This window comes from Bradyrhizobium sp. SZCCHNS1022 (assembly GCF_032484835.1).
Classification (GTDB): domain Bacteria; phylum Pseudomonadota; class Alphaproteobacteria; order Rhizobiales; family Xanthobacteraceae; genus Bradyrhizobium.
Genome location: NZ_JAUETT010000003.1, coordinates 34,529 through 55,975, shown reverse-complemented (window position 1 = coordinate 55,975; position 21,447 = coordinate 34,529). Strand labels below are relative to the sequence as shown.

The window sequence follows — 21,447 nt, the reverse complement described above, 5'->3', positions numbered from 1 at the left end:
TGATGTCCTCGAGCAGGAAGAGCCGGCTGGTCAGGTCGAGACCGCCGGCACGGCGGAAGGAGAGGCTTGTTCTGGCGCTGATTTCGCGAAGCGCGCGATCGTGCGTTCAGGGAAGATCATGGCAAAGGCCGAGACGGCGCCGGCGATCAGCACGCCGGCCGTGAAGGTCATCGCGTGCGCATAGCCGAGCGGGACGTTGCTGCCAGCCTCGCCCACGATCCATCCGGTGAGCGCGTTCGACACCAGTGCGGACGCCGCGTTTGCGGAATAGATCACGACGATCAGGCGGCCGCGCTGGGCTGCAGGCGCAACCGCGCCGAGAGCGACCGGCCCGAAGATCGTGGTGAGGCTCGGTGCCGCGAACGCGATCGCGACGCAGGCGAGCTGAAGAGGGCCTGAGGTCACGATGCTCAGCAGCAGCGCGCTGCCGGCCGCGAGCAGGGCAAGCCCCGAAGCGTGGCCGAGACAGGCGCGCAGGCTGAAGCCGCGGCGCTGCAGAGATTGCGTCAGCCACGAGCCGCCGAGCAGCAGCGGGGACTGGAACAGATAGATGCCCGAGATGATCCAGCCGACGTCGACCTGCCTGTAGCCGAGCCCGAGCTGGAGAAAGGGCGGCAGCCATGTCGCGGACATCCCGACGATCCAGTAGGACGCGGTCGACATGATGATGACGCCGACCACGGTCGGATCGCCCCACAACACGCGCACAGGCAAGAGCCTGCTTGCCGACGTTGCATCATCGGGCTGATGAGTTGCGGCGTACGGCCCCTCGGCGCCGATCACGGCCCAGGCCAGCATCCAGGCCAGGCCGAGCAGGCCGCAGGCGAGGAAGCCGGTGCGCCAGCCATAATTGACGATGACGGCTGTCAGGATCGGGCCACCGGCGAGAAGCCCGACACTGATGCCCTGCAGCACGACCGCGCTCGGCACGCTGCGCTTGTCGGCCGGAAACCAGTTGTAGCAGGCATGCAGCGCGGTCGGCAGCCCCGGTCCCTCGCCGGCGCCGAGGATGATGCGACAGAGGACGAGCACCGCGACCGAGCTGGAGAAGAAGATCGGGATCTGCGTCGCCGACCAGATGCCTGCCATGATGAGCAGCAGCCATTTTACCGGAAAGCGGCCGACCACGAACATGCCGACCGCCATGCCCGACAGCGAGAACAACAGGAAGAAGCTGCTGCCGATCAGTCCGAAATCCTTCGGGCTCAAGGCCAGCTCTTTCATCATCGGTACGGCCGACAGGCCGAACACCAGCTTGTCGAAGAAGTTGAGCGTCTGGAACAGGAACAGCATAATCAGAACCGCGATGGCGCGGGCTCCTGCATTCCTGCTCGTCTCGGCCGACGAAGTTGGCATGGCGTTTTCCCCGTGAATGTTGTTGTTGTGGTTATTGCAGTCGTTCGTTCAGCTCTGACAGTAGCGCCGCGAGTTCGGTCTCGTCGCGGGCGACGCCGTAAACGTAGTGATCGGGCCGGACGAGAGCTGCGCTGCAGCCGTGTCGCTCGAACCAGCGCGCAACGACCCCGCTTTCCTCGTGCCAGCCATCGCCGCCGATTCGGATCACGCTGATCCCGGCCTCGCGCGCGCGGGCCTCGGTCGGCTCCGCAATGGGCGGGCCGCTTCCGTCGAGCACCAGCCGCCATCCCGTGCCGGCGGCTCTATCGAGCAGCACGCGCTCGCCGGCGCGCAGGATCCATGGTTGAGGAAACAACGTGCCCTTTGCGTCGCTTGGTTGGGCGGCGAGCAGGCCCTGCGTGAGCGGCGGCACGATCTCCTGGCGCGTGATGGTTCGCGGTGCGCCGCCGCCTTCGGCGAGAATCCGGGCATCTCGTACTGACGCTGCGTCCGGGTTCTGCTCGCAGATGACGCGGCCGATCGCCTTGATGCGCGTCGTGAGTTCACGGACATGAGTGCTGCGCTCGATGTCGTAGCTGTCGAGCAACCGCTCGCCGGATTGTCCACGCAGTACGCGCACGAGTTTCCAGGTCAGATTGCAGGCGTCGCGCAGCCCCTGACACATGCCCTGGCCGATGAAGGGCGGCTGCTGATGCGCGGCATCACCGGCCAGGAAAACGCGCCCCTCCCGCCAGCGGCTCGCGACCAGCGCGTGGAAGCGGTAGCTCGCCGCCCGCCACAGCGTGGCTTCGTCCGGCGCGAGCCAGGGGGCAAGCAGCCGCCAGACCTGCTGGGGCTCTTCCATGGCGCGCGGATCTTCGGATGGCCGCAGCATGATCTCGAAACGGCGGTGGTTGCCCGGGCCGATGATGTAGGTCGTCGGACGTGCGGGATCGCAGAACTGTGCCGCGGTAGCCGGCAGTTTCGTCGCGGCGGCCTCGTTGACGAGGAGGTCGACGACGAGCCACGGCTCGTCGAATTCCAGATCCTCGAATGCGATGCCGAGCCGCTGACGTACCGTGCTCGAGGCGCCGTCACAGGCGATCACATGATCGGCCGTGACCTCGCGTGTGGTGCCATCCTCGCGCGCGAGGACGAGGGTTACCGTCGAGGCGTCCTGCCATATGTCGACCAGCGTGGTGCCGAGCTCGACCGTGACTGATGGGTAGGTGTGGACATGGGTCCGCAGCACCTCTTCCACCGGGGGCTGCGTGAACACCATGCTCGGCGTGTAGCCGAGCGGGTAGGGCTCGGGCACCATGTCGATGCGGCGGATCAATTGGCCTTGCGCGCCGAAATGTTCGGAGGCGGGAAATGGGGCGACGTAGCGACTGACCTGGTCGGCGATCCCGAGATTGTCGAACAGCCGCATGATCTCGTGGTCGAGCGCGATCGCGCGCGGCTTGTCGTAGATCTCGCGCGCACGGTCGATCGCAAGCGTCGCGATCCCATGTGCTCCGAGCAGGCTCGCTGCGACTGCGCCGGTCGGCCCAAAGCCGATGACCACGACCTCGAATTCGTTTGCGCCAGATCTGCCGGACATGGATGTCGAAACCCGCTTGTGGAACAAAGAAACTGCAGTCGGTCAGGCGGCGTAGCGGACCGCGAGCTGCGCGGCTTTCACGTGATCGGCCTTCGGTGGCGCGATGCCCCACTGATCGGTGCGGCCGGGCGGCCAGACCCAATGATCAGGACCGTGCACGACATAGCTGTCGTCGACCTGCAGCACCTCGGCCGTGTATTCGATGACGGTGCCCACTGGATCGATGAAGTAGGCGAAGACGTTGTCGCCAGGGCCGTGGCGCCCAACGCCCCAGGCGATCGGATGGCCGGCGTCGATCATCCGTCCGGCGCCGCGCATCACGCCTTCCCAGGTCGGCATCAGAAAGGCGACGTGGTTCAGGCCATTGACCTTGGCATCGGCGATCACGACCGCGTGGTGGTCGCTGTTGCAACGGACGAAGGCCATCGCTGCGGAGCGGTCCGTCAGGCGGAAGCCGAGCGCCTTCTCATAGAAGGCGGCGGAGCGGTCGACGTCGGTGCTGTTGAGGTTGACATGGGCGAGGCGCTCAGGAAGGGCCGGTCGTGGCGGCTTCGGCACGTGACGCGCGTCGCCATGAACGAAGCGCAGCACTCCGCCTTCGGGGCCGTGTAGGCTCATCATCACGCCGCCGTCGGGCGCCATGTTTGGCCCAGGTGCGGAGAGCAGCACGGCGCCCTCGCGGATGGCATTTCGGGAGATCGCGTCGAAATCGTCGCTGCTCGCGAGGCGGAAGGTCACCGCCTTCAGCTCGGTGCGTTCGCTACGGTGCAGCGCGACGACGTGATGATCGCTGCCGGTCGCGCGCAGATAGACGACGCCATCGGCCATGCTGACGCGCTCCAGGCCCCAGGTCTCGCAATAAAACGCCTCTGAACGGGCGAGATCCGGCGTGCCGAGATCGACACTGCGCAGAGCTGTAACCGGGAACCGGGTCATGAACGCATCCTCCAGCCGCTCTCGATCCCGGTGGCAGGGAAGGAGACAGCGCATCGTTTTTGATGCCGGCGTCCAGACCGGCTGTCGGTCTCTTATTACAAAAATACAGAATATCAAACATAATTTATAAATTATTGGATTTCATTGCTGTGGTCTATATTTACTTCCCAGAGATTCTGAGGGGATTGGAAGTGGATGCATCGACGGAGGCCGAGGGACAGGGTCCTTCGACTCAGGCCAGCCATGTCTATGACCGGCTGCGCGAGGACCTGCTGTCCGGCCGGCTTGCGCCGTCGCGCAAGCTGCAGATGCGCTTCCTGACCGAGGCCTATCAGACCGGGCAGACGCCGCTCCGAGAGGCGCTCAACCGCCTGACGGCCGATGGACTGGTCGAGGTGCGCGAGCAGCGCGGCTTCTACGTGAAGGACATCAGTCGGGCCGAACTCGCCGAACTGACCAAGACGCGGTGTTGGGTGGAGGCGCTGGCGTTGCGCGAGTCAATGGCGGCGGCAACGCCGCAATGGGAGGAACAGCTGGTGCTGGCGCAGCACCGGCTGAGCCGCGCGCCGCGTTCGCTGAATGCCACCAACTTCGAGGACAATCCGGAGTGGGAGCGGCTGCACCGGATCTATCATCGGGTCCTGATTTCGAACTGCGGCTCGCAATCCTTGATCGGGTTCTGCGGACAGCTCGCCGACCAGCTTTATCGCTACCGCCGACTCTCGATCCGCAAGGCGTTTCCGTCGCGTGCGGTTGGCGATGAGCACGCCATGATCGTGACGGCTGTCCTGAACGCTGATGTCGAGCTCGCGGTGAAGCTGCTGACCGCGCATTATCAGCGGACCGCGGACGTGATCCTGCAGGACGAGACGATCTTTCCGGAGTTGCGGCACGCGAACGCCGTGCACGAGTAGCGCGCGCCGGCTCAGGTGGTCGCGTCGATAAAGAAATCGACTCGCTTCTCGACGTGTTCGGGAAGCTCCTTCTTCAGCGTGCGGAGATCCTCGCCGAGCAGGCAGCGCACCAGCATCGGGAACAGGATCATGTCGAGGAATATCTGCGCGGTGTCCTCGATCCTGTCGGGGCTGAAGGCGCCCTCGCCGGCGAGGCCTTCCAGGCTTGCGAGTTCGACCATGATCTTTGTCAGGTTGAACGCCGCGCGCTTGCGCGCCTTGTCGCTGATCTCGCGCGTCAGCTCCGGAAAGCGCGGGCTTTCGGCGATGGTGGTCCGCATCAGGCCGACGGTCTCCTGGGCAAAAGCGCGCTCGATCAGGGCTGTTCCGACGCTGATCAACTTGGCGCGAAAGCTGCGGCCCTCGGGGACGAGGTTCTCGTACTGCGTATTCCGTGCGGCCTGCCGGCCAATCACCGCGGCAAACAAGGCAGCCTTGTTTGGAAAGCGCGCATAGATCGTCGGCTTGCCGGCCCGTGCCTGTTGCGCGATTTCGTCGACGCTGGCGCCTTCAAAGCCCTGCGCGAGAAAGATCTTCTTCGCTGCGTCCAGGATCCGCTCTTCGACCTCGCCGGCCCGCTCCAGGGGAGGCCTGCCGACCTTGCCGCGCGCTGTCTTGGAAGCAACCATTCGACCAGCCATGTTTTTGAAATGAGAACGCGACTAACCATATTCGTACCTGTTTGGCACAGCGGCCGCGAGTCTTCAATCAATACAACCGACAGAACTGTTTGTTGGTCGCAGTGCGATCTCCGGGAATACCTGCCTTTATTCGGCGTCCGTCGATTTGTAAAAACGATCGGAGAAACTTGTCCTGGAGGCCTGAATATCTGGCCCTGATCGGTGTTGCGGCTGCGATGCCGTTGTCGCTAGCGAAATGTGACGACCTCAAGCCGCTTCGCTGGCAGGCGCTTTCTTGACGCGCTCGGCCGCGGACGAGGCCGAGATCAGCAGCAGCGCGATCAGCGCCGACAGGCTGAGCCCGGCGGACACGATGACGACGCCGCGCCCGAGCGAATCGATCAGAAGCCCGAAGGCGAGCGGCGCCATGGCCTGGCAGATCCGCGAGGGAGCGCCGAGCAGCCCGAGGCGATAGGCGTAGTTGTCCGGCCCGAAGATCGCGAGCGGCAAGGTGCCGCGCGCGATCGTCAGGATGCCGTTGCCGGCGCCGTGCAGCAGCGCGAACGCTGCGGCCGCGCCGCCGCCGAACAGGCCGATGGCGCAGGCGCCGAGCGGATGCGTGATGCAGGCGAGCCGCGCCGAGGTGAGGGGATGAAAGCGGCTCAGGAAGCCGGCCTCGAACACCCGCGCGGCCACCTGCGCCGGACCGATCATCATGCCGGCAAACACGGCCTGCGCCGGTGTCGCGCCGAACGCCTCCACGATACGGGGCAGGTGCGCGGCCATCGCCGCCGTCACCGTCCAGGCGGCCGCCAGCGCGAAGGCGAGCAGCATCATGGTACGATCCATTGGGATCGATGGTTTCGCCGCGGTGGTGTCGACGACGTTGCCCTGCGCCGCGCGCGGCAGCGACAGGTTCAGCGGCAGACCGATCACGAGATGCGCGAGTGCCCAGGCCAAGCAGGTGTCGCGCCAGCCGATCGTCTCCAATCCGAGTGAGCTCAGCGGCCAGCCGACGGTGCTGGCAAAACCCGCGAGCAGGGTGATGCCGGTGATCGCGCCGCGGGCGTCGCGGCCGTAGATGCGGCCGAGCGCGCCGAAAGCTGCATCGTAGAGCCCCAATCCCATGCCGACGCCGAGCAGCAGCCAGGCCAGAGCCATCATCCAAAGCGAATGCGATGCGCCAAGCGTAGCAAGGCCGCCGGCCAGCACCAGATTGGAGGCGCAGAGCACCTGGCGACCACCGACGCGGTCGATCTGCCGGCCGATCCGAGGACCGAGCAGGCCGGAGATCACGAGCGATGCGGAGAATGCCGCGAAGAACCAGTTGCGGGACAGGCCAAGATCATGCGCGATCGGGTCGGCGAGGATGGCGGGAAGATAATAGCTCGATCCCCAAGCCAGCGTCTGGGCTGTCCCCAGGGCGACGACGACGCCCAGTCTCCTGGCCTGCATTCCCCGTTATCTCCTTCACGCACATCCGCAGCCTGATTTGCCGGCCGCCTTCGCGTTCGCATCATCGGCACAGCAACTGTCTACGCGCGCAGGCGCCGGACCGCCACAGCAGCCGGGCAGGGCAGCAATGCTCTCCACACCGCCACGCGTACATACGCCGGTCTCGGGCAGCTCCAGCTCGACCCGTGCCGCAGCCTCTTTGTCGCCGGCGATATCGGCCGCAATCGAGCGTACCTGCTCATAGCCGGTCATCATCAGGAAGGTCGGCGCGCGACCATAGCTCTTCATGCCCGCGAGATAGAAGCCGGGCTCGTGGGCTTGCGCGAGTTCGCGCGCACCGTGCGGGCGCACCGTGCCGCAGGAGTGCTTGTTGGGATCGATCAGCGGCGCCAGCGCGACCGGCGCTTCGATGGCCGGATCGAGCTGCAGCCGTACCTCGCGCAGGAAAGACAGGTCCGGCCGGAAGCCGGTTGCGACGATCAGCTCATCTGCGATGACGTGGCGATCCGGCGAAGAGCCGGTGCTGATCCGAAGACGGCCATCGGCCTCCGTGATCTGCGCTACGCCGAATTCCGCCTCCACCCGGATCTGTCCGGAACGCACCAGCGCAGCAAAGGCGAGGCCGAGCTCGCCGCGCGCGGCAAGCTGGTCGCTGCTGCCGCCGCCGAAGGCTCTTGCCGGGTCGTTGCCGCGCAACAGCCAGATCGCCTGGGTCGCCGGCACGTCCTTGGCAAGTGCGACGAGGTCGATCAGCGTGCCGACCGCGGAGTGACCGGCGCCGAGCACGGCGACGGTCTTGCCGGCATAGCGGCTGCGCCGGCTGCCGCGCACGTCCGGCATGGCGTAGGCAATGCGGTCGGCAAATGCCTGTTCACCGAGCGCCGGCAGGCCGTTGCTGCCGGCCGGGTTGGGCGAGAACCATGTGCCGGAGATGTCGATCACGGCATCGGCATGCAATGTCTCCTCGCCTTTGCCGTTGCGATATCTGATCTCGAACGGCGCGCGCTCGCGTCCTCGCGACTTGGCCTTGTCGACGCCACGCCTGCTGATCGCGGTGACGCGATTGTCGGCGCGGATGACGCCGGATAGCTTCGTCTTGGTCGCGAGCGGGTCGAGATAATGTTCGATCAGCTCGCCGCCGGTCGGATAGACGTCCGGATCCGGTGAATTCCAGCCAGTGTCGGCCAGCAACCGCGCGGCCGCGCGGTCGATGTTATAGCGCCAGGGCGAGAACAGCTGCACGTGCTGCCATTGCCGGACCGCGTGTGCTGCTTCAGGTCCTGCCTCCAGCACGATCGGCGTCATCCCGCGCTCCAGAACGTGCGCCGCCGCGGCGAGTCCGACGGGGCCGGCGCCGATGATTGCGACAGTCTTGTTGGTTGACATTGTTTTCTCCCATTATTCTAGCATAATCGAATTAATGGCCAAATAGGTTACGCCGCGGTCTTGGCGTTTCCACATCCGGTCTCGTCGGCGCAACATTCCGCGACCAGGAAATCCACCAGCCCCCGCATCGTGTCGTATTCCGCATGACAGACCAGACTTGTGCCTTCGCGCTGCTGCGAGATCAGTCCGACGGCAACCAGCGTCTTGACGTGATGCGAGAGGGTCGAGGCGGGGATCTTGAGCCGTTCCTGCAGGCGGCCGACCGGCATGCCGGCTTGCCCGGCGCGCACCAGCGACCGGTAGATCTTCAGCCGGGTGGTGTTGCCGAGGGCTTCCAGTCGGGCGGCGGCGTCATCGATTTTCATGGCGGGAGTACGATGCGCTCGCGGAGCAGCGATGTCAACACTAATTCGAAAACATTCGAAATATAGGGACGCGCTGGCGCCCGCCGAATGCGTTCGGGTCCTCGTCCCTTTTGAAGCTGCGTACTGCGCCTTTTGTTCTGCCATGCAGATGCTGTTCGGCAGGGCCGATCGGATCGATCGGCCGCGACGATGGAATAGGTTCGGATGCCCGGCGTCTTCCCTCTTGAAGCCCAAAAAGGACATTCAGGAGGAATGACCATGTCCGTTCAATATCGCACACCGATGCTCAAGAGCCGCCGGCAGTTCATGAGCGGCATCGGCGCGGCCGGGCTTGCCCTGCTTGCGGCACCGGCCCTGGCCGAGGAGAGCGTCGATCTCGGCCTGCCCGGCGGCGGCGGCGAGCGCAGCCTGACCGCCGCATTTCCGCAAAAGGGCAGGATGATCCTGCAGCGCACGCGGCCGCCGCTGCTCGAAACGCCGTTCGAGGTGTTCGATCAGGGCGTGCTGACGCCCAACGACAGGTTCTTCGTGCGCTGGCACTGGGCCAATATCCCGACCGAGATCGACGCGGCGGCGTTCCGCCTCAAGGTTCGTGGCGAGGTCACTACTGGCCTCGACCTGTCGCTGAACGATCTATTGGCGATGCCGCCCTACGAGATCATCGCGGTGAACCAATGCTCGGGCAATTCGCGCGGCCTGTTTCAGCCGCGGGTGGCAGGCGCGCAGTGGGGAAACGGCGCGATGGGCAATGCCCGCTGGACCGGCGTCCGGTTGAAGGACGTACTTGATCGTGCCCGCGTCAAGGCCGGCGCGGTGTCGGTCCGCTTCAATGGCCTCGATCAGCAGGTCGTGCCGGAAGCGCCGGATTTCATGAAATCGCTCAGCATCGATCACGCCCGGGACGGCGAGGTGATGATCGCCTATGCGATGAACGGCGAGCAGCTCCCGCTCCTCAACGGCTTCCCGCTGCGGCTCATCGTGCCCGGCTGGTACTCGACCTATTGGGTCAAGATGCTGAACGACATCGAGGTGCTGGCGCAGCCCGATGACGGCTTCTGGATGACCAAGGCCTATCTCATTCCCGACACGCCGTTTGCGGCCGTGAAGCCCGGCGAGAGCGGCTACAAGTCCATTCCGATCAACCGCATGCTGCCGCGCTCGTTCGTCACCAATCGTCGCGATGGCGAGCAGGCGGCCGCGGGTGCGCCGCTCGAATTGCGAGGGGTCGCGTTCGGTGGTGATGCCGGCGTGCGCAGCGTCGAGGTCTCCGCCGATGATGGCGTGACCTGGCAGCCTGCAGTGCTCGGCAAGGACGAAGGCAAATACAGCTTCCGCCGCTGGACAGCATCATTCACCCCCGGGCGGGGGCAGCATCGGATCATGGCGCGCTGCACCAGTGAGAAAGGCGAGGTGCAGCCGACGGAGAGCTATTGGAACGGCTCCGGCTTCATGCGCAACGTCATAGAAACCATCCGTATCAACGCGGTCTGAGGAACAAGCCATGTCGAAATCCTTCATCGTCGCCATGGTCGCACCGGTCGCCATCCTGGCCCTTACGTCGTCCATCGATGCGGCCTCGCCGGGGATGGCGTTCAAGTCGGTGACCGTCGATCTGCCGTTCGGGGATCGTACGTTCCCCGGCGGTGCGAGCGCGGACGCGATCAACAACAATTGCCTGGCCTGCCATTCGGTCGGGATGGTGCTGCGGCAGCCGCCGATGTCGCGCAAGGCCTGGACCGCCATCGTCGACAAGATGCGGAACGCTTACAAGGCACCGGTGGCAGACGCAGATGTCGCCTCGATCGTCGACTATCTCGTGCACACCAAGGGGACGGAGCACGAATAGGGCGGTCTCCCGATGGCGTCTTGAGCTTGATGTTCGCTTCCGCGCATCGCGGCGATGCTGAAGCGAACGTCAGGTCCGCCGTGATCCCGGGCGCCTGAATTCCCTGCTTGCAGACAACCTGCTTTCGGGTCGAGAGGCGCGGAAGCGCTTGACATCGATCAGTATATCCATAATTCTGGATATATGGAAAACGAAGACGCCGTCCTGGCACTGGCTGCGCTGGCGCAGCCGACCCGCCTGCAGGCATTTCGCACCCTCGTGCAGCACGAACCCGAAGGGCTGCCGGCCGGCGAGCTCGCGCGCCTGCTCGAAGTGCCGCAAAACACCCTGTCCTCCCATCTGGCGGTGCTTGCGCGCGCTGCCCTGGTCGTATCGGAGCGGCGCAGCCGCTCGATCGTCTATCGCGTCAATCTCGCGGAATTCCAGAAGGTCGCGCTGTTTCTGCTGCAGGACTGCTGCGGCGGAAAACCGGAGGTCTGCGCGCCTGTCGTCGAGAGCTTGCAACCTTGCTGTCCGCCGAAGCGAAGGGAGCGAAGCCGTGGCTGAGCATGTCTACAACGTTCTGTTCTTGTGCACGGGCAACTCGGCCCGCTCGATCCTGGCGGAATCGATCCTGCGAAAGGATGGAGCCGGCCGATTCCGAGTCTTTTCTGCGGGCAGCGCGCCGAAAGGGACGGTGCATCCGTTGACATTGCACACCCTCAAAAGCCTGGAATATCCGACCGATGGCTTGCGTTCGAAGAGCTGGCTGGAGTTTGCCGCTGCTGATGCGCCGATGATGGATTTTGTCTTTACCGTCTGTGACAACGCAGCGGGCGAGGCCTGTCCTGTCTGGCCAGGTCAGCCGATGACGGCACATTGGGGCATCGAGGATCCGGCCGCAGTCCAAGGCACGGAGCTGGAAAAGCAGGCGGCGTTTGCGACCGCGTTCCGCTATCTGAAGAATCGGATCGGCAGCTTCGCCAGCCTGCCGCTCAGGAGCATCGACAAGCTCGCGCTAGGAACCAGGCTGCGCGAGATCGGCCGCTCCGAAGGAGCGACATCTTCCCGTAACGACGTGGCTTGAATCATGAGCATTTTTGAACGTTATCTTACTCTTTGGGTCGCACTTTGCATCGTGGCAGGTGTCGCGCTGGGGCACGTCATGCCCGGCTTTTTCGGCGCGATCGCTGCGGCCGAGGTCGCCAAGGTCAATCTGCCGGTCGCGGTCTTGATCTGGCTCATGATCGTGCCGATGCTGCTCAAGATCGACTTCGGAGCGCTGGGCCAGGTGCGCGAACACTGGCGCGGCGTCGGCGTGACGCTCTTTATCAATTGGGCGGTCAAGCCGTTCTCGATGGCGCTGCTCGGATCGTTCTTCATCGGCCATGTCTTCGCGCCGATGCTCCCCGCAGGGCAGATCTCCTCCTACATCGCCGGCTTGATCCTGCTTGCAGCAGCGCCTTGCACCGCGATGGTCTTTGTGTGGTCCAATCTCTGCGAAGGCGAGCCTCACTACACGCTGAGCCAGGTCGCACTGAACGACGTCATCATGGTGTTTTTGTTCGCCCCGCTGGTGGGCCTCCTGCTCGGCGTGGCCTCGATCACCGTTCCCTGGGATACTCTGCTGCTCTCGGTGGTCCTGTACATCGTGGTGCCGGTGGCGGTGGCTCAGGTCTGGCGAAGCATGCTGCTCCACGCCGGCGGCGGCGCCTTCGAGCGGACGATGCGGACGCTACAACCGCTCTCTCTCGTCGCGCTGCTTGCGACCTTGGTGCTCCTGTTCGGCTTCCAAGGCGAGCAGATTGTCAGGCAGCCGGCCGTCATCGCGATCCTTGCCGTGCCGATCCTCATCCAGGTCTACCTCAATGCAGGCCTGGCCTACTGGCTGAGCCGGCGTTTCGGTGTGGCGTGGTGCGTTGCGGCTCCGGCTGCGCTGATCGGGGCCAGCAATTTCTTCGAACTTGCGGTGGCCGCCGCGATCAGCCTGTTCGGCCTCGAGTCCGGCGCGGCGCTTGCGACCGTCGTGGGGGTCTTGGTGGAGGTGCCGGTGATGCTGTCAGTGGTCCGCATCGTCAAGGCGACGCGCGCCTGGTACGAAGCCGGAGCGGCCGAGTCGAAACCGGCCATGGAGGCGCGGCAATGACCGTCACGATCTATCACAACCCCAATTGCGGTACTTCGCGCAATACGCTGGCGATGATCCGCCAGAGCGGGGTCGAACCGACCGTCATCGAATATCTGAAAACTCCGCCGTCATCGGAGCGGCTGCGCGAGCTGATCACGGCGATGGGCATTCCGGTCCGGGCCCTGCTGCGCGAGAAGGGCACGCCGTTCAAGGAGCTCGGGCTGGACGATCCCAAATGGACCGACGACGAACTGATAGCGTTCATGATGCAGCATCCGATCCTGATCAATCGGCCGATTGTGGTGACGCCGAAAGGCGTACGGCTCTGCCGGCCGTCGGAGCTGGTCATCGATCTCCTGGACAGGCCGGTCGGCCGCTTCGTCAAGGAAGACGGCGAGGTGGTGGAACCTCGTTAACGCTGCTCGCCTCAGCGCGGCGATGCTTCGGCCGGGCGAGGTAGACCGCCACCGCACTGGTTTCGGGCGCGGTTTGATCCCTGTCAGCGATCTGTCAGCCGGGATTTGGCATTGTGCTAATCTGGCTGGGATGATCATGCGCCTGCATTGTCTTTTACGTCTCACGCGTCCAGCGCTGCTTGTCGCGCTGATCTCGCTTGCGAGCGTGGCGTCGGCCGCTCCGCGCGACGGCGATCGCGAGCGCTGGGACGCCATGCGCCGTGCCGTCGAGTCCGGCGATGCCTTGCCGTTGGCGCAGATTCTGTCGAAGCTGCGCGGCCGGTTGGGCGGCGACGTGACCGGCATCGACATCGAGCATGAGCGCGGCCGGTGGGTCTATGAATTCCGGGTCATCGGTCGTGATGGTCGCGTGCTTGCGGTTCATGTCGATCCGCATAGCGGCGAGATCGAGTGGATTGTGGAAAAGTGATGCGTGTGATGCTGGTCGAGGACGATGCGCGGCTGGCGTCCGATGTGACGCGAACGCTGCAGGCTGCCGGCTACCTGGTCGAAACCGTCGCTGACGGCGAGGAGGCCTGGTTTCGCGGAGATACCGAAGACTATGGTGCCGTCATCCTCGATCTCGGCCTGCCTGGAATGGATGGGCTTTCGGTGCTCAAGCGCTGGCGCAGCGCCGGCCGGCATATGCCGGTGCTGATCCTGACGGCGCGGGCGAGCTGGGCCGAGCGCGTCGACGGCATCGATGCCGGCGCAGATGACTATCTGCCAAAACCGTTCCGCAACGAGGAGCTGCTTGCGCGGCTACGGGCAATTGTGCGTCGCTCCTCCGGCCATGCCTCGTCGGTGCTGACCTCGGGCGATCTGGCGTTGGACGAACGCCAGATGAAAGTCACCATGCGCGGTGTGCCGGTGGCGCTGTCGCAGCTCGAATACCGTCTGGTCGCGTATCTGTTGCGGCAGAGCGGCCGCGTGGTGCCCCAGCACGAACTCGAGGAGAACGTCTATGGGCTGGGGCATGAGCACGACTCCAATGCGCTCGAGGTGCTGGTCCGCCGCGTTCGCAAGAAGCTCGGCAGCGAGATCATCGAGACCCGGCGCGGCTTCGGCTACCTGATCCAGGGGCCATCGGAATGAGATGGGGCTCGCTGCGGCTGCGGCTGGTGACCGCCGGCACGGTCGCCATTCTGCTCGCGCTGGGTGTCGCCGGCGCCGGCCTGGTGGTGCTGTTCCAGCGCCATGTCGCGCGCACGCTTGCGGCCGACCTGGACGTCCATCTGCGGCAATTGTTGACCGGTCTCGAAGTCGGCTCTGACGGCCGCATCATCGTGGCACGGCCGCCGGCGGATCCCCGCTTCGCCGAGCCGCTGTCCGGCCTGTATTGGCAGGTGAGCGACGATCGCGGTCAGTTCCTGCGCTCACGGTCGCTCTGGGACACGATCCTTGTCCTGCCGGTCGACCAGCCAGGACCGAGCGAAGTGCACCAGCACGAAATCGTCGGCCCCGGCGACGCCCGCGTGCTGGTCGCCGAACGCAGCGTGGTGATGAATCCCGAGAGCCGCATCCGCGTGCGCGCGGCCGTTGCCTCGGATCTGGCGCGCTCCACCGATGCGGTCCGGGCCTTCGCCAAGGATTTGTCGATTGCGCTGGCCGTGCTCGCGCTGGTCCTGGCGCTGGCGACATCGGTTCAGGTCAGCCTCGGCCTGCGCCCCTTGGCGGTGCTCCAGCGCGGCATCGCGGAGATCCGCGCCGGAAAGCGCAGACATCTGCCGGTCGCGGTGCCGACGGAAGTCGCGCCTTTGGTCGAGGAGGTCAATGCGCTGCTCGACGCGCAGGAGCGGGAGATGGTGCGCTCGCGTAGCCGCGCCGCCGATCTCGCCCATGGCTTCAAGACGCCGCTCACCGCGCTCGCGGCCGATGCGACGCGCCTGAAGGAGCTCGGCCAAACGGAGCTTGCAGAGAATATCGAGGCGGTTGCCGAAGCCATGAGCCGCCAGGTCGACCGTGAACTCGCGCTGGCGCGCCTGCGCGGCACGGCACGCGCGACCGGTAATCCCACGACCGAATTGAAGCCGCTGCTGGCTTCACTGATCGCGACGTTGGCGCGGACGCCGGCGGGTGGGCGTGTCGCCTTCGAGAGCCAAGTGCGCGACGAGGTGACGATCGCGATGGACCGCACCGATCTGGCGGAGGTGCTCGGCAATCTGCTGGAGAACGCCGCGCGTCATGCCGAGAGCACCGTGCGCATCGTGGCGAGCGCAGCTCCGTTGGCCGTCATCGTCGAGGATGACGGCCAGGGCATTCCGGAACGAAAGATCGCTCGCGTCCTGGAACGGGGGGGCCGGCTCGACCAGCAGGCGCCGGGCAGCGGATTGGGGCTCGCCATCGTACAAGACGTTCTCGAAGCCTATGGCTGGCAGCTTCGGATCGGCCGCTCCGAGCTTGGCGGCGCGAGGGTGGAGATCGCGCCTGCCGAGAAATGCCCTCGGCCCGGGGGAGGGGTGGGCATTGGTTCGCGGCAGCGCCCGATATCCTGACAATTCGCTGACATCGGCCGTCAGCCCCCCGACGCGGGCTTCGTATTATCCCGGCAGCCTATCCGGCTGGGAATGCTTGAGCTGCATCGCTGCGTGCACCGGCTCATACATCGACATTGGCAAAAGGGGGGATTGGCGGTGCGCATGCGGAACTCTGCCAAGGGCTATGGCGCGGTCGCAATCGCGCTGCATTGGCTGGTGGCCGTGCTGGTGCTCGCGGCCTGGTTCACCGGTGAACTCGGCGATTCCATGCCACGCGCCTCCCATGAGGTCGGCCTGTTCATTCACATCTCGCTCGGGCTTGCGCTGTTTGGCACGGCTTTCGTGCGCCTCGGCTGGCGTCTCTTCGATCCGCCGCCGGCGCTCGAACCGAGCAAGCTCGGTGGACGATTCGGAGCTTGGGCCGGACGCGTCGTCGAGATGGTCCATCTCCTGACTTACGCGCTGATGTTCGCCATTCCCGTGCTCGGCATCGTGACCCAATTCGCGCGCGGCTTTCCCTTGCCGGTATTCGGGCTGTTCGAGATCCCATCGCCCTGGATCGGCGATCGCGCCTTCATGCATAACATGAAGGAGCTGCATGAGACGCTCGCCAACGGATTGATGGTCATCGTCGGCCTGCATGCGGCCGCCGCACTGGTGCATCACTACGTGCTGCGCGATCGCACTCTGCTCCGGATGATGCCGGGCGCGCAGTCCTAGTTATTGTCATGCAGGCGGAATAGAACCTCGTCAGGAACTTCAAACTCGAAAGCCGCGCTCAATCAGAGCTGGAGGTTCGCATGCCCGCGACGCCGCATATCGAAAAGCATTTCACGGCATCGGAGAGCGTTCGTGACGTCGTGATCGGCATGGCCGATGGCTTGACGGTGCCGTTTGCCCTTGCCGCAGGCTTGTCCGCCGCGGTCGTCAGTACCGACGTGATCGTCACCGCCGGCCTCGCCGAGGTCGTCGCGGGTGCGATCGCGATGGGCCTCGGCGGCTTTCTCGCGGCCCGGACCGATGCCGAGCACTATGCGGCGGAAGAGGCGCGCGAACATGCCGAGATCGAGCATCTGCGCGAGCGGGAGATCGCGGAGGTCGCGGCGATCTTCCGGGACTATGGCCTTCAGGGCGACACCTTGACCTCCGTCGTCAATGCCATCGCCTCCGATCGCAAGCGCTGGGTCGATTTCATGATGCGCTTTGAGCTCGGTCTCGAACGCCCGGATCCGAAGCGCGCGCCGATCAGCGCAGCGACCATCGGCGGCTCCTATATCGTCGGCGGATTGATTCCCTTGATCCCCTACATGCTGGCTCACGACATCACCACGGCGTTGCGTATTTCCGTGGTCTCGACCGGCGTTGCCCTGGTCGCGTTCGGCGCGATCAAGGGCCACTTCACCGGCGTCAATAAGATCAAGTCGGCGCTGCAGACGCTGCTGGTCGGTGGCCTCGCCGCCGGTGCAGCATTCTGGCTCGCGCATTTGTTCGGCTAGCCGATAGGGCTCCCCTCCGGCTTCGGCGGCGCATGGCGGGCCGATTGCAGCCGGAGCGCGTGTCATATAACCTTCATCAGAGCTTCTTAAGCGGGACCACGCGGCATAAGCCGCATGTTCCGGAGCTTTTGGACGCCTAGCATCATGACCAGTGTCGACGTGCGCGCGGTGAGCAGGGCGTTTGGCGACGCCGTCGCGCTCGACGACGTTTCCTTTGCAGTCGCGCAGGGCGATCTCGTCGTGCTGCTCGGGCCATCCGGCTGCGGCAAGTCGACCATGCTGCGGCTGATCGCCGGCCTCGACGAGCCGACGGCGGGAGCGATCCTGATCGATGGCCGCGACGTGCGCGGCCTCGCCGGAGCGGCGCGGGGCGTCGCGATGGTGTTCCAGTCCTACGCGCTGTTTCCGCACCTTTCGGTCGCCGACAATATTACCTTCGGGCTCTCGGTGCGAGGCGTCGCGAAGGAGGAGCGGGCCCGGCGCCTCGGTGAGGTCGCGGCATTGCTGGGTCTGGAGCCGTTGCTCAAGCGCAAGCCAACGCAGCTGTCCGGCGGCCAGCAGCAGCGCGTCGCACTCGGTCGCGCCTTGATCGCTCATGCTCCGGTCTGCCTGCTCGACGAGCCGCTGTCGAATCTGGATGCGCAGCTTCGTCAGGAACTGCGCCGCGAGATCCGCGCCCTGCAGCAGCGGCTCGGCATCACCATGATCTATGTGACGCATGACCAGACCGAGGCCATGAGCATGGCCGATCGGGTGATCCTCATGCGCCAGGGTCGGATCGAGCAGAACGGCCGGCCCGCCGATCTCTATCAGCGGCCAGCGACATTGTTCGCCGCGCGCTTCATCGGCGGTGCGCAGATGAATTTCCTCGATCTCGACGACGGCCCGAACGGTGCGGCCGTGATTGCGGGCACTGCCGGGCCGGCGCTGTTCGCCGGCACAGGGCGAGGGCGGGTGCTTGGATTGCGTCCGGAGGACATTGCCCTGGATGCGTCAGACGGCCGCGGTCATTTTCATGCACCTGTCACCGCGGTCGAATATCTCGGCGCCGAAGCGCTCGTCACCTGCATGATCGGCGAACGCCCGCTCGTCGCCCGCACGCGCGGCGATCAGGTGCCGGGACTTGGCGCGGCCGTCGGCCTCGCCTGGGAGAACTCGGCCGCCCACGTCTTCGACGCAACGACGGGCGATCGTCTCGCACTTGAACCCATTGTCGAACCGCTTTCACCACCTCATCGAGCTTTGTCCAACCGGGGGATTTCATGAATTTTGTCGCACGGCTCACCAGCGCTGCCATGCTGTCGGCCGCTCTTCTCGGCGCCGCATCTGCGTCCGCTACCGAGATCACGTTCTATTATCCGATTGCAGTCGGCGGCCCGATCACCAAGATCGTCGACGGCTATGCCGCGGACTTCCACAAGGCGCATCCGGACATCACGGTGAAGCCGGTCTACACTGGCAGCTACCAGGATTCGATCGTCAAGGCGATCACCGCGGCCAAGGCCGGCAACGCGCCTGATGTGGCCGTGCTGCTCTCGACCGACATGTTCACCTTGATCGACGACGACATGATCGAACCGTACGACGCGATCGCGACGTCGCCGGCCGATGCCGCCTGGATCAAGTCGTTCTATCCGGCCTTCATGGAGAACAGCCAGTCGGGTCACACCTGGGGCATTCCGTTCCAGCGCTCCACGATCGTGCAGTACTGGAACAAGGATGCGTTCAAGGCCGCTGGCCTCGATCCCGAGACGCCGCCCAAGACCTGGGACGAGATGGTCGCCATGGCCAAGAAGCTGACCAAGCGCGATGCCTCCGGCACGGTGACGCAATGGGGTCTCGAGATTCCGTCCTCCGGCTTTCCCTATTGGCTGTTCCAGGCCCTGACCACGCAGAACGGTGCCATCCTCGCCAACCAGGACGGCACCAAGGTTGCCTATAACGATCCCAAGGTGATCGAGGCCGCGCAGTTCTTCGCCGATCTCAGCCGCAAGGACGAGGTGATGCCGAAGGGCATTATCGATTGGGGCACGACGCCGAAGGACTTCTTCGAAGGCAAGACGGCGATGATGTGGACCACCACCGGCAACCTGACCAACGTCCGCAACAACGCCAAGTTCGCCTTCGGCGTGGCGCCGATGCCGTCGAAGGTGCGCGGCGGCTCGCCGACCGGCGGCGGCAACATCTACATCTTCAAGACCTCGGACAAGGCCAAGCAGGCCGCGGCGCTGGAGTTTGCCCGCTTCCTGTCGACGCCCGAGCGCGCCGCGGACTGGGGCATCGCCACCGGCTATGTCGCGACGCGGCCCGACGCCTGGGAGACCGAGGCGATGAAGAAGTATGTCGCGGAATTCCCGGCCGCTGCGGTGGCCCGTGATCAGCTCAAGGATGCCGTGGCCGAACTCTCCACCCACGACAATCAGCGCGTCACCAAGGCGCTCAATGATGCGCTGCAGGCAGTCCTGACCGGAGCCAAGGAGGCCAAGCCCGCGTTCGACCAGGCCCAGGCCGAGGCCGACCGCATCCTCGCCGCCTATAAGCACTGATCGTTAGAGCGTAGGGTGGGCAAAGCGAAGCGTGCCCACCGCTCGTCGTAGAGAAAAGATGGTGGGCACGGCGCTGGGCGCCTTTGCCCGCCCTACGGTCTGGTCGATGAAGCAGCAGCGCCGCACACCGCATTTCAACATCCACGTGCAAGGCTGGCTCTTGGCCCTGCCGGCCGTCGTGCTGCTCGCCGCCTTCACCCACGTGCCGGCGGTGCTCACCATCGTCGACAGTTTCTACGCGACGCCCCGCGGCAAGCGGCCGCCGGCCTTTCTCGGCTTCGATCAGTACCGGCACATGCTGGACGATCCGATCTTCTGGCTCGCGCTGAAGAACAATCTGATCTACGCGCTGATCACGGTGCCACTGTCGATTGCGCTCGCGCTTGCCATGGCACTCTGGATCAAGGAACGCATCGCGGGCCGTGCAGCATTGCGGCTCGCTTTCTTCACCCCGACCATCCTGCCGATGGTCGCCGCCGCCAACATCTGGCTGTTCTTCTACACGCCGGATTACGGCCTGCTGAACCAGTTCCTGCACGGGCTTGGGCTCTCCAGCGTCAATTTCCTCGGCGATCCCGCCACCGCGCTGCCGGCCCTGATGGCGGTGACGGTGTGGAAGGAGGCCGGCTTCTTCATGATCTTCTATCTGGCGGCGCTGCAGCAGGTGCCGCCGGTGCTCTATGAGGCGGCACGGATGGAGAATGCCAGCGCTTGGCTGGTGTTTCGCCGGATCACCTGGCCGCTGGTGATGCCCACCACGTTATTCGTCGCGGTCAACGCGCTGATCAACGCCTTCCGCGTCGTCGATCAGGTGATCGCGATGACCGGCGGCGGACCCAACAACGCCAGCACGATGCTCCTGTTCTACATCTATCAGGTCGCGTTCAGTTTCTGGGACACCGGCTATGCGGCCGCGCTCACGGTGGTGCTGCTCGCCGCCTTGGCGCTGGTCGCGCTGGTGCAGGTCTTTGCCCTCGATCGCAGGATCCATTACCGATGACGCAAGGGCCGGCATCCTCCGCGCGGCTGATCAGATCGGGTATGATCGCGGCCGCCTGGCTGTTCGGCCTGATCTGGGCGCTGCCCTTGCTTTACGCGATCTGGGCCGCGATCCATCCCTCCGCCTTCGCCACGCATTTCGATCCGCTCGCGCCGCTGACGTGGGAGAATTTTAGCCACGCCTGGGTCGCTGCGCCGTTCGCCCGCTATTTCCTCAACACGGTGGTGCTGGTGCTCGGCATCATGGCCGCGCAGTTCGTGATCTGCACGCTGGCGGCTTTCGGGCTGGCGCGCTGGCGCTTCGTCGGAAGCGAGGTGCTGTTCGGCCTGATCCTGGTGCAGCTCATGGTCACGCCGGACGTGCTGATCATGGAGAACTATCGCAGCCTGCAGACGCTCGGCCTGATCGATACCCTGACCGGCATCGGGCTGCCCTATGTGGCGTCGGCGTTCGGCATCTTCCTGTTGCGCCAGACCTTCAAGTCGATCCCGAAAGAGCTCGACGATGCCGCGCGCATGGAAGGCGCGACCACGCTGCAGACGATCTTAAGGGTCTACCTGCCGCTGGCGCGGCCGGTCTATGTCGCCTATGGCCTCGTCTCGGTCAGCTATCACTGGAACAACTTCCTGTGGCCCTTGATCGTGACCAATTCGGTCGAGACGCGGCCTTTGACGGTCGGCCTGCAGGTGTTCGCCTCGGTGGACCAGGGCGTCGACTGGTCGGTGATCTCGGCCGCTGCGCTGATGACGTCGGCGCCGCTGATGCTCGCCTTCCTCGTCTTCCAGCGCGCCTTCATCCAGAGCTTTCTGCGTGCCGGGATCAGATAGCCGGCGGGAACCAATCGCACAACCGGCGGTTAGCTCCTTG

At 65.0% G+C, this 21,447-nt stretch carries 23 protein-coding genes; 16 read left to right on the top strand and 7 right to left on the bottom strand.

All coding sequences use genetic code 11. The annotated features are described in order from the left end of the window. Nucleotides 1-30: 30 nt before the first annotated feature. From QX071_RS19785 to QX071_RS19775, 3 genes are read right to left on the bottom strand one after another with little or no spacing between them, the layout of a single operon-like run. Nucleotides 31-1,356: an MFS transporter gene (locus tag QX071_RS19785; protein ID WP_315704356.1), complete on the bottom strand. Its 1,326-nt coding sequence runs from the start codon at nt 1,354-1,356 to the stop codon at nt 31-33. Nucleotides 1,357-1,387: 31 nt separating this feature from the next. Next, a complete protein-coding gene (locus QX071_RS19780) occupies nt 1,388-2,938 on the bottom strand; it encodes a bifunctional 3-(3-hydroxy-phenyl)propionate/3-hydroxycinnamic acid hydroxylase (RefSeq protein ID WP_315704355.1) in 1,551 nt (516 codons plus the stop codon). Nucleotides 2,939-2,980: 42 nt separating this feature from the next. Continuing rightward, a complete protein-coding gene (locus QX071_RS19775) occupies nt 2,981-3,874 on the bottom strand; it encodes a VOC family protein (RefSeq protein WP_315704354.1) in 894 nt (297 codons plus the stop codon). 191 nt (nt 3,875-4,065) lie between these two features. Between QX071_RS19775 and QX071_RS19770 the strand changes: the two genes are divergently transcribed. Further along, nucleotides 4,066-4,788: a GntR family transcriptional regulator gene (locus QX071_RS19770; protein WP_315704353.1), complete on the top strand. Its 723-nt coding sequence runs from the start codon at nt 4,066-4,068 to the stop codon at nt 4,786-4,788. An 11-nt stretch (nt 4,789-4,799) separates the two neighbouring features. On the opposite strand, the gene QX071_RS19765 is transcribed toward QX071_RS19770, so the two are convergent. From QX071_RS19765 to QX071_RS19750, 4 genes are all read right to left on the bottom strand, one after another. Further along, nucleotides 4,800-5,456 (bottom strand): TetR/AcrR family transcriptional regulator, encoded by a 657-nt coding sequence (locus QX071_RS19765; RefSeq protein ID WP_315704352.1) that lies wholly within the window; start codon nt 5,454-5,456, stop codon nt 4,800-4,802. 258 nt (nt 5,457-5,714) lie between these two features. Further along, nucleotides 5,715-6,902, bottom strand: coding sequence for an MFS transporter (locus tag QX071_RS19760; RefSeq protein WP_315704351.1), 1,188 nt, complete (start codon nt 6,900-6,902; stop codon nt 5,715-5,717). 15 nt (nt 6,903-6,917) lie between these two features. Beyond that, a complete protein-coding gene (locus tag QX071_RS19755) occupies nt 6,918-8,288 on the bottom strand; it encodes an NAD(P)-binding domain-containing protein (RefSeq protein ID WP_315704350.1) in 1,371 nt (456 codons plus the stop codon). A 47-nt stretch (nt 8,289-8,335) separates the two neighbouring features. Then, nucleotides 8,336-8,653 (bottom strand): metalloregulator ArsR/SmtB family transcription factor, encoded by a 318-nt coding sequence (locus QX071_RS19750; protein ID WP_315704349.1) that lies wholly within the window; start codon nt 8,651-8,653, stop codon nt 8,336-8,338. A gap of 258 nt (nt 8,654-8,911) precedes the next feature. Here QX071_RS19750 and QX071_RS19745 point away from each other — a divergent pair, with 258 nt between their 5' ends. The 15 genes from QX071_RS19745 to QX071_RS19675 all read left to right on the top strand — a co-directional run bounded on the left by QX071_RS19745 (nt 8,912) and on the right by QX071_RS19675 (nt 21,407). Continuing rightward, nucleotides 8,912-10,144 carry a molybdopterin-dependent oxidoreductase gene (locus QX071_RS19745; protein WP_315704348.1) on the top strand — a complete coding sequence of 411 codons (1,233 nt, stop codon included), beginning with the start codon at nt 8,912-8,914 and terminating at the stop codon, nt 10,142-10,144. A 10-nt stretch (nt 10,145-10,154) separates the two neighbouring features. Further along, complete coding sequence (locus QX071_RS19740) at nt 10,155-10,499, top strand: cytochrome c (RefSeq protein WP_315704347.1); 345 nt, start codon at nt 10,155-10,157, stop codon at nt 10,497-10,499. A 183-nt stretch (nt 10,500-10,682) separates the two neighbouring features. Continuing rightward, the gene (locus QX071_RS19735) at nt 10,683-11,045 is read left to right on the top strand and encodes a metalloregulator ArsR/SmtB family transcription factor (RefSeq protein WP_315704346.1); all 363 of its coding nucleotides are present in this window, start codon (nt 10,683-10,685) and stop codon (nt 11,043-11,045) included. Beyond that, the gene (locus QX071_RS19730; protein ID WP_315704345.1) at nt 11,038-11,565 is read left to right on the top strand and encodes an arsenate reductase ArsC; all 528 of its coding nucleotides are present in this window, start codon (nt 11,038-11,040) and stop codon (nt 11,563-11,565) included. The genes QX071_RS19735 and QX071_RS19730 overlap by 8 nt, the downstream gene beginning before the upstream one ends. A 3-nt stretch (nt 11,566-11,568) precedes the next feature. After that, nucleotides 11,569-12,624, top strand: a complete 1,056-nt coding sequence (arsB, locus tag QX071_RS19725) for an ACR3 family arsenite efflux transporter (protein ID WP_315704344.1) — start codon at nt 11,569-11,571, stop codon at nt 12,622-12,624. Further along, on the top strand, nt 12,621-13,022 hold the full coding sequence (gene arsC, locus QX071_RS19720) for an arsenate reductase (glutaredoxin) (protein WP_315704343.1): 402 nt from the start codon (nt 12,621-12,623) through the stop codon (nt 13,020-13,022). Before arsB ends, arsC begins: the two co-directional genes overlap by 4 nt. A gap of 22 nt (nt 13,023-13,044) precedes the next feature. Continuing rightward, nucleotides 13,045-13,491, top strand: coding sequence for a PepSY domain-containing protein (locus QX071_RS19715; RefSeq protein WP_315704342.1), 447 nt, complete (start codon nt 13,045-13,047; stop codon nt 13,489-13,491). Then, complete coding sequence (locus QX071_RS19710) at nt 13,491-14,156, top strand: response regulator transcription factor (protein ID WP_315704341.1); 666 nt, start codon at nt 13,491-13,493, stop codon at nt 14,154-14,156. Before QX071_RS19715 ends, QX071_RS19710 begins: the two co-directional genes overlap by 1 nt. Further along, on the top strand, nt 14,153-15,556 hold the full coding sequence (locus tag QX071_RS19705; protein WP_315704340.1) for a HAMP domain-containing sensor histidine kinase: 1,404 nt from the start codon (nt 14,153-14,155) through the stop codon (nt 15,554-15,556). Before QX071_RS19710 ends, QX071_RS19705 begins: the two co-directional genes overlap by 4 nt. Before the next feature lie 138 nt (nt 15,557-15,694). Beyond that, nucleotides 15,695-16,258, top strand: a complete 564-nt coding sequence (locus QX071_RS19700; protein ID WP_315704339.1) for a cytochrome b — start codon at nt 15,695-15,697, stop codon at nt 16,256-16,258. Nucleotides 16,259-16,338: 80 nt separating this feature from the next. Continuing rightward, nucleotides 16,339-17,034, top strand: coding sequence for a VIT1/CCC1 transporter family protein (locus QX071_RS19695; RefSeq protein ID WP_315704338.1), 696 nt, complete (start codon nt 16,339-16,341; stop codon nt 17,032-17,034). Nucleotides 17,035-17,178: 144 nt separating this feature from the next. Next, the gene (locus QX071_RS19690; RefSeq protein ID WP_315704337.1) at nt 17,179-18,300 is read left to right on the top strand and encodes an ABC transporter ATP-binding protein; all 1,122 of its coding nucleotides are present in this window, start codon (nt 17,179-17,181) and stop codon (nt 18,298-18,300) included. Next, nucleotides 18,297-19,580 carry an ABC transporter substrate-binding protein gene (locus QX071_RS19685; protein WP_315704336.1) on the top strand — a complete coding sequence of 428 codons (1,284 nt, stop codon included), beginning with the start codon at nt 18,297-18,299 and terminating at the stop codon, nt 19,578-19,580. Before QX071_RS19690 ends, QX071_RS19685 begins: the two co-directional genes overlap by 4 nt. A 106-nt stretch (nt 19,581-19,686) precedes the next feature. Further along, on the top strand, nt 19,687-20,580 hold the full coding sequence (locus QX071_RS19680; RefSeq protein ID WP_315704943.1) for a sugar ABC transporter permease: 894 nt from the start codon (nt 19,687-19,689) through the stop codon (nt 20,578-20,580). Further along, nucleotides 20,577-21,407 (top strand): carbohydrate ABC transporter permease, encoded by an 831-nt coding sequence (locus QX071_RS19675; protein ID WP_315704335.1) that lies wholly within the window; start codon nt 20,577-20,579, stop codon nt 21,405-21,407. The genes QX071_RS19680 and QX071_RS19675 overlap by 4 nt, the downstream gene beginning before the upstream one ends. Nucleotides 21,408-21,447: the final 40 nt, after the last annotated feature.